The 13,467-nt window shown below is 67.2% G+C and carries 14 protein-coding genes; 1 reads left to right on the forward strand and 13 read right to left on the reverse strand.

Annotated elements, in window-relative coordinates:
* Nucleotides 1-4: 4 nt before the first annotated feature.
* The 3 genes from AC1DQ3_RS32940 to surE are packed head-to-tail and all read right to left on the reverse strand — an operon-like array spanning nucleotide 5 to nucleotide 2,536.
* Nucleotides 5-853: a peptidoglycan DD-metalloendopeptidase family protein gene (locus tag AC1DQ3_RS32940; RefSeq protein WP_477124302.1), complete on the reverse strand. Its 849-nt coding sequence runs from the start codon at nucleotides 851-853 to the stop codon at nucleotides 5-7.
* 8 nt (nucleotides 854-861) lie between these two features.
* Nucleotides 862-1,755: a protein-L-isoaspartate(D-aspartate) O-methyltransferase gene (locus tag AC1DQ3_RS32945; RefSeq protein WP_477124303.1), complete on the reverse strand. Its 894-nt coding sequence runs from the start codon at nucleotides 1,753-1,755 to the stop codon at nucleotides 862-864.
* 28 nt (nucleotides 1,756-1,783) lie between these two features.
* On the reverse strand, nucleotides 1,784-2,536 hold the full coding sequence (gene surE / locus AC1DQ3_RS32950; protein WP_477124304.1) for a 5'/3'-nucleotidase SurE: 753 nt from the start codon (nucleotides 2,534-2,536) through the stop codon (nucleotides 1,784-1,786).
* A 230-nt stretch (nucleotides 2,537-2,766) separates the two neighbouring features.
* Here surE and AC1DQ3_RS32955 point away from each other — a divergent pair, with 230 nt between their 5' ends.
* Complete coding sequence (locus tag AC1DQ3_RS32955; RefSeq protein WP_477124305.1) at nucleotides 2,767-3,741, forward strand: NADPH:quinone oxidoreductase family protein; 975 nt, start codon at nucleotides 2,767-2,769, stop codon at nucleotides 3,739-3,741.
* A 121-nt stretch (nucleotides 3,742-3,862) separates the two neighbouring features.
* Here AC1DQ3_RS32955 and AC1DQ3_RS32960 read toward each other — a convergent pair whose 3' ends face one another.
* From AC1DQ3_RS32960 to AC1DQ3_RS33005, 10 genes are all read right to left on the reverse strand, one after another.
* On the reverse strand, nucleotides 3,863-4,654 hold the full coding sequence (locus AC1DQ3_RS32960; RefSeq protein WP_477124306.1) for an ABC transporter permease: 792 nt from the start codon (nucleotides 4,652-4,654) through the stop codon (nucleotides 3,863-3,865).
* 134 nt (nucleotides 4,655-4,788) lie between these two features.
* Nucleotides 4,789-5,601, reverse strand: coding sequence for an ABC transporter ATP-binding protein (locus tag AC1DQ3_RS32965; protein WP_477124307.1), 813 nt, complete (start codon nucleotides 5,599-5,601; stop codon nucleotides 4,789-4,791).
* Between the two features lie 183 nt (nucleotides 5,602-5,784).
* A complete protein-coding gene (locus AC1DQ3_RS32970; protein ID WP_477124308.1) occupies nucleotides 5,785-6,831 on the reverse strand; it encodes an ABC transporter substrate-binding protein in 1,047 nt (348 codons plus the stop codon).
* Nucleotides 6,832-7,056: 225 nt separating this feature from the next.
* Nucleotides 7,057-8,022, reverse strand: coding sequence for a Bug family tripartite tricarboxylate transporter substrate binding protein (locus AC1DQ3_RS32975; protein WP_477124316.1), 966 nt, complete (start codon nucleotides 8,020-8,022; stop codon nucleotides 7,057-7,059).
* Between the two features lie 188 nt (nucleotides 8,023-8,210).
* On the reverse strand, nucleotides 8,211-9,185 hold the full coding sequence (locus tag AC1DQ3_RS32980) for a hydroxymethylglutaryl-CoA lyase (RefSeq protein WP_477124309.1): 975 nt from the start codon (nucleotides 9,183-9,185) through the stop codon (nucleotides 8,211-8,213).
* Nucleotides 9,182-10,378, reverse strand: a complete 1,197-nt coding sequence (locus tag AC1DQ3_RS32985) for a CaiB/BaiF CoA transferase family protein (RefSeq protein ID WP_477124310.1) — start codon at nucleotides 10,376-10,378, stop codon at nucleotides 9,182-9,184. The genes AC1DQ3_RS32980 and AC1DQ3_RS32985 overlap by 4 nt, the downstream gene beginning before the upstream one ends.
* 161 nt (nucleotides 10,379-10,539) lie before the next feature.
* Complete coding sequence (locus AC1DQ3_RS32990; RefSeq protein ID WP_477124311.1) at nucleotides 10,540-11,445, reverse strand: LysR family transcriptional regulator; 906 nt, start codon at nucleotides 11,443-11,445, stop codon at nucleotides 10,540-10,542.
* A 49-nt stretch (nucleotides 11,446-11,494) separates the two neighbouring features.
* Nucleotides 11,495-12,109: a recombination mediator RecR gene (gene recR / locus AC1DQ3_RS32995; RefSeq protein ID WP_477124312.1), complete on the reverse strand. Its 615-nt coding sequence runs from the start codon at nucleotides 12,107-12,109 to the stop codon at nucleotides 11,495-11,497.
* Between the two features lie 135 nt (nucleotides 12,110-12,244).
* Nucleotides 12,245-12,577, reverse strand: coding sequence for a YbaB/EbfC family nucleoid-associated protein (locus AC1DQ3_RS33000; RefSeq protein ID WP_477124313.1), 333 nt, complete (start codon nucleotides 12,575-12,577; stop codon nucleotides 12,245-12,247).
* An 85-nt stretch (nucleotides 12,578-12,662) separates the two neighbouring features.
* The coding region (locus tag AC1DQ3_RS33005) for a DNA polymerase III subunit gamma/tau C-terminal domain-containing protein (RefSeq protein ID WP_477124314.1) at nucleotides 12,663-13,467 on the reverse strand (805 nt) is incomplete at its 5' end.

Below are 13,467 nucleotides of genomic sequence, written 5' to 3' on the forward strand. Positions count from 1 at the left end.
ACCCTCACTGTGGCGGCAAATACCGCATCGGATCGACTGGTTTCCCGTTCTTGCGTACCTCGAAATGCAGTTTCACACGATCGGTGTCACTGTTGCCCATCTCTGCAATCTTTTGTCCCTTGCGGACCGTTGCCTGCTCCGTCACCAGCACCTTGTCATTGTGGCCGTATGCAGTGAGATATGTATCGTTGTGTTTGATGATGACAAGATTCCCGTAGCCGCGCAAGGGGCCAACGTGAATCACGCGACCATCGTCGGCCGCCTGCACCGGATCGCCCTTCTTGCCGGCAATATCGATGCCCTTGTTGCCTTTTTCGTCGAAATGACCGATCAACTGGCCGATGACCGGCCAGGCCAGCTTGATCGCGCTATCGGCGGCGGACGCGGMCGCCGCCGGCGCCGAAGCCCCGCCTGCGGCGGCCGTCGACGGAATCGGGGCTGGCACCGGGCGAGCCTGGTCGATCGGCTGCGCCTGCACGCCGCCAGGCGCCACCGGCATGGTGGTCACGCCGGTGCCCGCGCTGACGTCGGCGCCCGGCGGCACCACGCGCAACAATTGGCCCACTTCGATCTGATTCGCATTCACGAGCGAATTCCAGGCCGCGACATCGCGGTAGGACTGGCCGTTCTCGAGGGCGATTCGATAAAGCGTATCGCCTCGCTTGACGCGATAGTATCCAGGCGGCGCAGGTTCCAGCGGGACGACGCCGGCAACGCCGGCGCCGGAAGTGCGGTCCACCACCGGCGCGGGCATGGGCGAGGAGGCGCAAGCCGCCAGCAGGACCAGAAGCAAAGAGGCGGTAGCAAGCTGCCCGGCGCGGGCAAGACGTTCCGTATTCACGATATTGTGCATAGTTCGACTCAGATAGTGCCCGATTTTAATGGCACAAAGAAAACAGCTTCAAGCGCGGTTCGGTGAAATCGATGCCGGTTACGCCGCTCGATCAACAATAATTGCTGTGTGACGGTCTGCCCCGGGCCGGCGGCGGGGGCCACCGCCACAGGCGCGATCAGCCGCCCGCCAACGGCAAGCTGCTCCAGCAACGCCTGCGGCACCTCCATGCCGGCCGCCGCCAGGATAATTGACGAAAACGGCGCCGCCTGCGGCAAGCCCAGCATGCCGTCGCCATAATGCAGGCGCAGGTTTGGCACCCGCAGCGGCCGCAAGTTCGCCTTGGCTTGTTCGTGCAGCGGACGAATCCGCTCGATGGAGAACACTTCGCGTGCTACCAGGCTAAGCACCGCCGCCTGGTAGCCGCAGCCGGTGCCGATCTCCAGCACGCGTTCCAGCGGCTCGTCGGCGACAAGGCCATCGCGCAACAATTCGATCATGCGTGCCACCACCGACGGCTTGGAGATGGTCTGCTGGTGACCGATCGGCAGCGCCGCGTCTTCATACGCTTGCGATGCCAGCCCGGGTTCGACGAACAGGTGGCGAGGGATGGTGGCAATCGCGTCGAGTACACGCTCGTCGCGGATACCGGCAGCGCGCAGCCGCGCCGCCAGCGCGCCGCGCGCTCGCTCGGACGCCATCCCGCCCCCGCCGGCCGTGGAGGCACTGGCGCGGGCCTGCACGGCACTGGCGGCCGGCGTCGGCACGGCAGGCGCCTTGGCCTCGCGTGACTTGGCGGCCATTGCAGCGCCGCGCGCGCCGCCGACGGCGGGCATGCCGGCAATGCGCGCCGGCGCGGGCTTGCGCTCGACCACGGCGTCCAGCGACAGGGGAAATTTTGGGCGACGCGGGACGGTACTCATGACGGCCAGATACTGCGCGCCCAGGGGCTTAGGCGAGCCACTGGTTGATCTGCTCGAGCTGCCCGCGGTGAGTCAGGTCCAGCTGCAAAGGAGTCAACGACACGAAGCCTTCGCCCGCGGCGTGGAAATCCGTGCCTTCGCTCGCATCGCGTGCGTCGCCGGCAGGACCGATCCAGTAGTTGGTATCGCCGCGCGGGTTGACCTGCGTGATGACCGGCTGCGAGGGATGGCGCTTGCCGAGCCGGGTCGCGCGATAACCTTTGATATGTTCGAACGGCAGGCTGGGAATATTGACGTTGAGCAGGATGGGTTCGGCGGCGGGCCTTGCGATATAGCGCTCGACAATGTCGCGCGCCACGCGGGCAGCCGCGTCGAGGTGGGTCCAACCCTTGTCCACCTGGGAAAAGGCGATCGAGGGAATGCCCAGCAGGAAGCCCTCGATGGCGGCAGCGACGGTGCCGGAATACAGCACGTCCTCGCCCATGTTCTGGCCCTGGTTGATGCCGGACACCACCAGGTCGGGTTTCTCGTCGAGCAGGCCGGTCAGCGCGATATGCACGCAATCGGTCGGCGTGCCGTTGACGAAACGGAAACCTTTTTGCACGCCCTCGCGCGCCTCGAAGATCGACAATGGCCGTTGCAAGGTCAGCGAATTCGAAGCACCGCTGTGGTTTTGCTCGGGCGCGATCACCGTGATGCGAGCCAGCGGCGCCAGCGCGGCATGCAGCGCGGCAAGCCCCGGCGCCAGGTAACCGTCATCGTTTGCGAGGAGGATATGCATGGGCGCGATTGTACCTGACAAGGCTGCCGCGGGCGCCCTGTCCGCACGGCAAATCGTGCCGCAAAGCGGCCCCCGGCGGATGCCCCCGGCGAGTAACAGAACGACCGTGCTATTTTGCGTTACACTAGCCCGGGCCGGCCTGGCGCAACTGGCATGAAGCGCGCGTGCACCGCGCATGCACGGATTTGCGCCATACTCTGCCGGGCATCGAACATATCACCGGAGACATGATGAAAGCCGTACTTTGCAAAGCCTGGGGCCCGCCCGATTCGCTGGTTCTCGAAACCCTGCCAGACCTGGTGCCCGGCGCGGGCGAAGTGGTCATCGACGTAAAAGCGGCCGGCGTGAATTTCCCCGACGTCCTCATCATCCAGAACAAATATCAGGCCAAGCCGCAACTGCCGTTCTCGCCCGGCTCGGAACTGGCCGGCGTGGTCAACGCGGTGGGCGAAGGCGTGACGCACGTCAAACCCGGTGACAAGGTCATCGCCTACCTGGGCAATGGCGCCTTTGCCTCGCAAGCCAAGGCCCCCGCCAGCGCGGTGGTGCCGATGCCGCCGGGCATCGATTTCGAGACCGCCGCCGCGTTCACCCTCACCTACGGTACCTCCCACCATGCGGTGATCGACCGCGGCGAACTCAAGGCCGGCCAGACCATGCTGGTACTCGGCGCCGCCGGCGGCGTGGGCCTGGCAGCGATCGAAATCGGCAAGGCCATTGGCGCGCGCGTGATCGCCGCGGCTTCCACCGACGAAAAACTCGCGGTCTGCAAGGACCACGGTGCCGATGCGCTGATCAACTACAGCACGGAAGACCTGCGCGAGCGCGTCAAGGCGCTGACCGACGGACGCGGACCCGACGTGATCTACGATCCGGTGGGCGGCATCTACGCCGAGCCGGCGTTCCGCTCGATCGGCTGGCGCGGCCGCTACCTGGTGGTCGGTTTCGCCAATGGCGAGATCCCCAAGCTGCCGCTGAACCTGGCGCTGCTCAAGGGCGCCTCGCTGGTGGGCGTGTTCTGGGGCGATTTCGCAAGGCGCGAACCCAAGGCGAACCAGGCCAATATGGCGCAGATGCTGGGCTGGATGAAAGAAGGCAAGATCCGCCCGCATATCTCCGCGCGCTATCCGCTGGAGCAGGCGCCGCAAGCCTTGAAAGACATGGAAGCCCGCAAGGTCACCGGCAAGATCGTCATCGTGCCCTGACCGCGCGCGCCTTCGGCGCAGTGCAAAAGGAAAAAAGCGCCTGGTGCCGCGGCACCGGGCGCTTTTTTTTCGCTCGGTCGATCCTCACGACGCCATGGCGGCGCGCCCTCGCCTTGCCGTCTTACAGCCGCTCGGTCTCCCCGCTGCGCGGCTGCCACTTCATCAAGCGTTTCTCCACGACCCCGACCAGCGTGTCCAGCACCAGCGCCGCCGCGGTCAGGACCACGATGCCGGCGAACACGGTGTTGATGTCGAAGGTGCCTTCGGCCTGCAGGATCAGGTAGCCCACGCCGCGCGCCGAGCCCAGGTACTCGCCCACCACCGCGCCCACGAAGGCCAGGCCAACCGAGGTATGCAGCGAGGAGAACACCCAACTGGTCGCGCTCGGCAGGTAGACATGGCGCAGCAGCTGCTTCTGGTTCGCGCCCAGCATGCGCACATTGGCCAGCACCACCGGGCTGACTTCCTTGACGCCCTGGTAGACGTTGAAGAACACGATAAAGAACACCAGCGTCACCGCCAGCGCCACCTTGGACCAGATGCCCAGCCCGAACCACACGGCAAAGATCGGTGCCAGGATCACGCGTGGCATCGAGTTCATGGCCTTGATATAGGGATCGAGAATGGCGGACGTCAGCGGGCTGAGCGCCAGCCACAGGCCAACGCCAAGGCCGGCGGCCGTGCCGATGCCGAAGGCCAGCAGCGTCTCGATCAGGGTTACGCCGAGGTGGATATAGATGTCGCGCTCGACCACGAACCAGTTCCAGATGCGCTGGGCCACCATCAGCGGCTCGCCGAAGAAGAAGGCAGCCTGTTGCGAGCGCGTGGCGATATGCCAGACGCCGAGAATCACCACGAGGACGAGCAACTGCCAGAATCGCAGCATGCCATTGGAGTCGGGACGGAAAGCCATGGGAATCGGAATTCGAATTAAGTCAGGCCGGATTGAATGGGAAGCAGACGGGCCGGGCCATCGTGGCGTCCGGCGCGCTCGCGGTGTTAGTGTTAGTGTTAGTGTTAGTGTTAGTGATAGTGATAGCGGTCAACTCACGCCACCTTGCGCTGCTGGGCATAGCCCTTGAGGACCTCTTCGCGCAGCACGTCCCAGATGGCCGCGTGCAGCTCGATAAAGCGCGGGTGATCGCGGATCTCGGCCACATCGCGCGGACGCGGCAGATCGATGGCGAATTCGCCGATCGGGTGCGTGCCCGGCCCGGCCGACAGCACCACTACCCGGTCGCTCATGGCGATCGCCTCGTCGAGGTCGTGGGTAATGAACAGCACCGCCTTGCGCTTGGCCGCCCACAGGTCCAGCACTTCGTTTTCCATCAGTTGGCGGGTCTGGATGTCGAGCGCGGAAAACGGCTCGTCCATCAGGATGATGTCCGGATCAAGCACCAGGGTCTGGGCCAGGCTCACGCGCTTGCGCATGCCGCCCGAGAGCTGGTGCGGATAGCGGTCGCCGAAGCCGCCCAGGCCAACCCGGCGCAGCCAGGCCTCGCCCTCCTGCTCCGCTTCGGCACGAGCCTTGCCGCGGAACTCAAGCCCGGCGATCACGTTGTCGAGCGCGCTGCGCCACGGCATCAGGGCCTCGGCCTGGAACATATAGCCGGCGCGGGTGTTGATGCCGCGCAGCGGCTCGCCGAACACGCGCACCTCGCCGATCGAGGGCTGCAGCAAGCCCGCCCCCACATTGAGCAAGGTGGACTTGCCGCAGCCGGTCGGTCCCACCACGGAGACGAATTCGCCAGGCTGGATATCCAGGGTGACATCCTTGACGGCGGTATAGCGTTGGCTGCGGTCCTCACGGGAGACGAAGGTGCAGGTGACGTTATCGAGGGAGAGTGCGGCAGTGCTCATGGCAGGCTCTTGGCGGATACGGTGCTGAATCGTGCTGCGCTGCTGCGGCGCAAACAGCGCGTGCCGCGCAATTGGAAGATTGGAAGATTGCAACAGCGAGGAAAGGCGGCTGCGAAACGGCACTCCAATGCAAAGGCCCGCTGCACGCAGCGGGCCGCCGGCACCAGAGGCGCGGGCGATGTCTTATTTGTACTTCGCGTTGGCCTTCTGCACGAAGCTGTTGGTGAAGGTGTTTTCCAGCTTGATGGTCTTGCCCTTCAGGTCCGGGTCGAACTGTTGCAGCGTGCGGAGCGCGGTCTTGGGGCCGTCGGCCGGCATGCTGCCATCCGGCGAGATCGCTTCCTTGACCTTATCCCAGGCAGCCAGGTACAGCGCGCGGTCACCCAGCAGGTAGCTCTCCGGAACGGTCTTGACGATATCCGACGGACCTGCCTTCTGCAGCCATTTGAGTGCGCGCACCATGGCGTTGGCGAGCGCCTGCGTGGTGTTCGGGTTCTGCTGGATAAAGGCGACCGAAGCGTAGAGGCAACCCGACGGCATATTGCCGCCGAACACGGCCTGCGTGTCCTTCAGCGTGCGGGTATCCGAGGCAATGCGCACCTCGTTCTTCTGCGTCAGCATCGACACCACCGGATCGAGGTTGGCCATCGCATCGATCTGGCCCGAGCGCATGGCCGCCACCGCGCCGGCGCTGGCGCCGACACCGATGAAGGAGACGTCCGACGCCTTCAGCCCGGCCTTTGCCAGCACGAAATTGGCCATCATGTTGGTGGACGAGCCCGGCGCGGTGACGCCGATCTTCTTGCCCTTCAGGTCGGCCACCGACTTGAAGTCCGGCATGGTCTTGTTGGAGACCATCAGCACGATCTGCGGGGCACGGCCCTGCAGCACGAATTCCTGGTACTGCTGGCCCTTGGCCTGCAGGTTGATGGTGTGCTCGTAGGCGCCCGAGACCACGTCGGCGCTGCCGCCCACCACGGCCTGCAGTGCCTTCGCACCGCCGGCGAAGTCGACGATCTCGACGTCGAGGCCTTCATCCTTGAAATAGCCGAGGCGCTCGGCGATGGTCAGCGGCAGGTAGTAGAACAGGTTCTTGCCGCCCACTGCGATGGTGATCCTGGTCTTCTCGGGCTTGCCCTGGGCCTGCGCGTAGCCGCCGAAGGTGAACCAACCCGCCAGGAACAGCGCCAGCGCGATCAGCGCCTGCTTCCAGAATTTCTTGTTATACATTGTTTGTTCTCTCTCCTGCCTGTTGTACCCGGCCGCCAACCGCTGATCTCGCGCTAACGCCGTGCCACGTTCACCGTGGTGCCGCGAAGCGGCAAGTTGCGATGCTAGCCGATGCCTCGCGCGGCCGCATCGGGACCAACACCTATCCCGCGCCAGCCCGCCCCGGCATGAAAGATACAGGCCACGCCTTTCGACCGCCTTTCTGGCCGAGCCGAACCGCGCGCCTCATTCGGCGTGGATATCGGCCGACTTGATGACCTTGCCCCAGCGCGCCAGCTCGTTGCGCTGATACGTGGCGAGTTGCTGCGGCCCCATGAACCTGGCCTCGGCGCCGAGTTCCTCGGCCTTCTTGCGGAAGGCATCGGTCTGCATGATGCGCTCGATCTCGCCGGCGAGCTTGTCGATGATCGGCTTGGGCGTGCCGGCGGGCGCGTACATGGCGAACCAGGAAGACACATCGAGGTCGGGGTAGCCGGCTTCCGGCGCGGACGGCACGTCCTTCAGGCTCGGCAGGCGCTGCTTGCTGGTCACCACCAGCGGGCGCAGCTTGCCACCCTGGATATGGCCCATCAACGGCGGCGGCGTGGTGATGGTGAGATCGACCGAGCCGCCCAGCAGGTCGGTCATGGCAGGGCCGGTGCCCTTGTAGGGAACATGGGTGATCTGGATGCCGGCCATCTGGTTCAGCAACTCGGTGGAGACGTGCTGCAGCGAACCGTTGCCCGACGATGCGTAGTTGAGCTTGTTGGGATTGGCCTTGGCATAGGCCACCAGTTCCTTGAGCGTCTTGACCGGCAGGCTCGGGCGCACCACCAGCACCTGCGGCGCCGACAGCAGGTTGGCGACGGGCGTGAAGTCCTTCACCGGGTCCCACGCGGTCTTGGTCAGCAGCGGCGTGATGACCTGGTAGCCGGAGTACTGCACCATCAGCGTGTAGCCGTCCGGCTTGGCGCGCGCCACGGTCTGCGCGGCAATGCCGCCGGAACCACCGGGCCGGTTGTCCACTACCACCGGCTGGCCGAGAGCCTTGGACAGCGGCTCGGCGATCATGCGCGCGGCCAGGTCGGTGGTGCCGCCGGCGGCGGCGGAAACCACCAGCGTGACCGGCCGGGTGGGATAGGCGCCGTCCTGCGCCCAGGCCGGCGCACCGCTCAGGCCGGCGGCGGCCAGAGCAGCGGCGACGGCGAACATCTTGCGGCGCGAAGCCGCTGCGGACAGGGAGGAATGCGGACGTGCGCTGGCAATTGCCGGGATGTGAGGCATGGCGTGTCTCCTGCTTGGTGCTTGTTGATCTTGGTCTTGGTCTTGTACGGCGCCCGCGCCGGCCCTCGCCGCGCGGTGCGCACGCGCTCTTCGGGATTCGGTAAGGCCGTGCGGCGTCAGTCCTGCCCGGCGAAATGCCCGGCCAGCCAGGCCGGTGGCTGATGCGTGCGCAGGCGCGGGCCCGCGCGCAGCAGCTGGCTGGCGGTATCGCGCTGGATCAGCGCCGGCAGCCCGGCCACCACGTCGAGCAGTCGCCCCAGGTCCACGCCGGTATCCACGCCCATCGCCTCGAACATATGCACCAGCTCCTCGGTGCTGACATTGCCGCTTGCGCCGGGCGCGTACGGGCAGCCGCCCAGGCCGCCGGCGGCGGCGTCGAAGCGTGTCACGCCCGTTTGCCATGCGGCCAGCGCGTTCGCCAGGCCCATGCCGCGGGTGTTGTGCAGGTGGATGGTCAGGCCGGCTTGCGGCAGGCTTTGCTGGAAGCGCTCGCACAGCGCGGCGACCTGGTTCGGATAGGCCATGCCGGTGGTATCGCATAGCGTGATGCCGGCCGCGCCGGCGTTGGCGAACGATTCGGCCAGCGCCATCACGGCATCGGGATCGACCTCGCCCTCGAAGGGGCAGCCGAACACCGTCGATAGCGACACATTGACCGGCACGCCGGCCGCGCCCGCCGCCTCTATCATCGCCAGCAACTGGACCTGCGACTGGGCGCGCGTCATGCGCAGGTTGGCCCGGTTATGCGTCTCGCTGGCGGACATCACCAGGTTGAGTTCGTCCGGGCGGCACGACAGCGCGCGCTCCAGGCCGCGCAGGTTGGGCACCAGAACGGTAAAGCGCACGCCCGCGGGGCGCTGCATGCGGTGCATCACGGCCTCGGCATCAGCCAGCGCGGGGATGGCCTTGGCCGAGGTGAAGGAAGTGGCCTCGATGCGGGCGAAGCCACAAGCGGACAAGGCGTCCAGGAAGGCGACCTTGGCGTCCGTGGGCACCACCACGGGTTCGATCTGCAGGCCGTCGCGCGGCGCCACTTCGTTGATCTCGATGCGGGCGGGCCCACGCGAATGGGCGGAAGCTGCGGCGCTCATGCGACCACCCCGCGTGCGCGCAGTTCGGCGATGGTGGCGGCGTCGAAGCCGGCTGCCTCCAATACGCTGTCGGTATGCTCGCCCAGCGTGGGGGCGCGATCGTGAATGGCGCCAGGGCTTGCCGAGAGCTTCGGCATGATGCCGGGCACCTCGACCGTCAGGCCGCTGGCGGCTGTCACGCTCTCGATCACGCCGCGCGCGCGGTAGTGAGGATCCTCGGCGATGTCCTTGACGGTATAGATGCGGCCGGATGGCACTTCGGCCTGCTTGAGCACCGCCAGCGCGTCTTCCACGCTTTGCGTACGCGTCCACGCCGTGATCGCCGCGTCGATCTCCTCGACGCGCTTGACGCGGCCGTCGTTGCGCGCGAGCGCCGGATCATCAGCGAGGTCGGCGCGACCGATGGCATGCATCAGCCGCTTGAAGATGGCATCGCCGTTGGCGGCCACCAGCACGTATTCACCGCTGGCGCACGGATAGGCGTTGGACGGCGCGATGCCGGGCAAGGCGCCGCCGGCCGGCTGGCGCACCGCGCCGAAGGCCGAGTACTCCGGCAGCAGGCTCTCGCTCAGGTTGAACAGTGACTCGTACAGCGCGACATCGATCACCTGCCCTTCGCCGCCGCGCGCATCGCGCTCGTAGAGCGCCAGCAGCACACCCAGCGCGCCATGCAGGCCGGCAATGGTATCGCCCAGCGACAGGCCCGCGCGCACCGGGGCACGTCCCGGCTCGCCGGTAAGATAGCGCAGGCCGCCCATGGCCTCGGCGACCGCCGCGAAGCCCGGCTCGTCCTTCCTGGGACCGGTCTGGCCGTAGCCGGACACGCGCACCATGATCAGGCCGGGGTTCCCGGCACGCAGCGTTTCATAGTCCAGGCCCCACTTCTCCATGGTGCCGGGACGGAAGTTCTCGATCAGCACGTCGGCCTCGGCGGCGAGCTTGCGCACCACGGCCTGGCCTTCGGGATTGCGCAGGTCGATGCAGATCGACTGCTTGTTGCGCGATTGCGCCTCCCACCAGACCGAGGTGTCCTCGTAGAGCATGCGCCATTTGCGCAAGGGATCGCCCTGTCCGGGCGGCTCCACCTTCACGACGTGGGCGCCGAAATCGGCGAGGGTCTTGGCGGCGAAGGGGCCGGCAATCAGTTGCCCGAGTTCCAGGACCCGAATGCCTTCGAGGATCTGTCGCGCCATATTGGGGGTGTCTCCGTGCGATGTCGATTACGGCAGGCGTGCGGCCGTTCTGGTGCGCTACGCCATGTTTTGACGCAGTGTGCCCCAGCCGCTTGCCTGGCGGAATCGGCATTCGGAGAAGCGGGCCTTCTCGGAACGCGAAAGCCCCGAAGGGTTCAGGTTCAGAACGGCGCGCGGTCGCCGCAGAGGTGCGTGATGAGCAAGCGCGCCGACACCGTCAGGCCCGCCGGGTCGCGCATGCCGATGAGCAGCGAGCGGCGCGCCCAGGCATCCTGCAGCCCCACCAGCGACAAGCCCATCGACAGCACATGCGGCTCGGCAGCGATGCGCGGCAGCACGCCCACGCCCAGCCCCGCCATCACCATGCGGCACATGGCGTCGAAGCTGCGCACCTGGATACGCAGCCGGAACGGCCGGTCCAGCCGGCTGCTCTCCTCCAGCAGGCGGGCCGCCAGCGAGGTGACCTGCGGCAGGCTGACGAAGTCGTATTCGAGGGTGTCCGCATAGCGCACCGGCCCGCGCTCCGAGAGCGGATGGCCCGGCGGCGTGACCAGCACCAGTTCGTCCTGCCGGTACTCGACCGTGACCAGGCCGGCGCTGGGCGTGCGGTCGGCAAAAATGCCCACGTCGGCGCGGTTCTCCACCAGCGCGGCGACGATCTCGCTGCTGTTCTGCTCCTCCAGCTCGATGCGGATGGTGGGATGCAGCGCCATGAAGGTCGCCAGGTCGTCGGGCAGGAACTGCGTGATGGCCGAGGTATTGGCGCACACGCGCACCTGCCCGCGCACGCCGCTGGCGTAGTCCGACATCACGCCGGCCATGCGTTCGACGTCCTGCAGGATAGTGAGCGCATGGTGGAAGCAGGCCTGCCCGGCCTCGGTCAGCTGCACCCCGGCTGCGTGGCGGAAGAACAGCGGCGCGCCCACCGCCGCCTCCAGATCCGAGATGCGCTTGCTGGCCGCGGCCACCGCCAGGTGGGACTGGCGCGCGCCGGCGGAGATACTGCCCTGGCGCGCCACGGCGACGAACAGGCCGAGCGTGACGAGGTCGAAACGGGCGAGGTTCATGCGGTTGCTATCAGGCGCACGGACGGATGCCGGGTGCGGTCCGCCACGGCTAGAGCGCGCGCCGGTCCATCACCGCGCGGGCAATGGTGCCGGCATCGACGTATTCGAGCTCGCCGCCCACCGGTACGCCGCGCGCCAGGCGCGACACCTTGATCCCGCGCGCTTTCAGCATCTCGCCGACATAGTGCGCGGTGGCCTCGCCTTCGCTGGTGAAATTGGTGGCAACGATCACCTCGGAGACCGGACCGCCCATGGCGGGATCGGTGGCGCGCGCCAGCAGCCGGTCAAGGTGGATCTCCCGCGGGCCGATGCCGTCGAGCGGCGAGAGCCGGCCCATCAGCACGAAATACTTGCCGCGATAGGTCAGCGTCTGCTCGATCATGATCTGGTCGGACGGGGTTTCCACCACGCACAGCAGCGCGGCATCGCGCCGGTCGTCCAGGCAGGTCGAGCAGATTTCCTGCTCGGTGAAGGTATTGCAGCGCGAGCAATGCTTGATGCCGTCGGCGGCGCCGCGCAAGGCGTCGCCCAGCTTGCGGGCGCCCTCGCGGTCGTGCTGCAGCAGGTGGTAAGCCATGCGCTGGGCCGATTTCGGGCCCACGCCGGGCAGCACCCGCAGCGCCTCGATCAGCGCCTGCAGCGAGTTCGGGGGAGCGCCCTTCATGCTGCGCCTCCCAGCGCCGGGGCGGCCATGCTCACCACCGGCATGTGATGCAGCACGGTGGGGAGGCGGCTTCCTGGCCCGGGCGCACCGGCAGCACTGCGGATTCGAGGATCATGCGCGAGTTCCGTGGCAGGCTCAGAACGGCAGCTTGAAGCCCGGGGGCAGCGGCAGGCCGGAAGTCATCGAACCCATCTTCTCCTGCGACGTGGCCTCGGCCTTGCGCACGGCGTCGTTGAAGGCAGCCGCGACCAGGTCTTCCAGCAATTCCTTGTCCTCGCCCTCGGCCAGCAGGCTGGGGTCGATGGACACGCGCTTGACGTCGTTCTTGCAGGTCATGGTCACCTTGACCAGGCCGGCGCCGGACTGGCCCTCGACCTCGATCAGCGCGAGCTGATCCTGCATCTTCTTCATGTTTTCCTGCATCTGCTGGGCTTGCTTCATCAGCCCGGCCAGTTGGCCCTTCATCATGGAGTGCTCCTGATTAGCGATTGGATGGAAGTGACGGGCCGCCGTGCGTCATGGGTGCCGGCAGCCCCGCAAAAATAAGAGTCGATCAGGCGGCGCGCGGCTGGATCGACCCCTCCAGGATCGTGCCGCCAAACTCGCGCAACAAGCCCTGCACGAAGGGATCTCCCTGGATCGTGGCCTCGGCTTCGCGCTGGCGCCCGGCGCGGGCCAGGGCATCCGCGGCAGCGGCGGTATCGGCCACCGCGCCGATCTCGCACTGTACCCGCACGTCGGTGCCGAGATGTTCGGCCAGCGTCTGCTGCAGGCGTTCGACGACGCCGGCTTCGGTAATGGGCGCTACCGGGGCGCGCAGGTGGAAGGTACGGCCCACGACCTGCACGAGCTCACTCTGGTAAGCCAGCTGCTGGGCCAGGCCCTTGAGCGGCAGGCTGGCAGCCAGTGCCGGCCAGGCACCGGTAAATACCGGCGGCGTGCCATCCTCGCCTGCCACCGGCGGCTTGGCCGGCGTGATCCGCACGGGTTCGGCGGGCTCGGCCGGCGCAGCCTGGGCCGGTGCGCCGGCGGCAGGCGCGGGCTGGCGCGAGGGCATCGGCTCGGGATCGCTGTCATACGGTCCGATCATGGGCAGGTCCGGCGGGAGATCCTCCCACGGCGGAACGTCACTGCTGCCCGCGTTTTGCCACGGCGGCACATCGTCGCCCGGGCTGGCATCGCCGGATGCCATGGCATCGTGCCGTGGCGACGGGGCCGGCGCGGCGGCCGGCGCGGGCGCTGGCCGCGACACCATCGCGGGCGGACCCGGCGGACGCAGAGGCTGGGTCGAGGGCGGGCGCGCAGCCGGCGGCGCCGCAGGCGCGGCGGCAGGCGGCGGCATGCGCGCGCCACCGCCT

The sequence above is a fragment of the Cupriavidus sp. 01T418 genome (genome assembly GCF_056398885.1).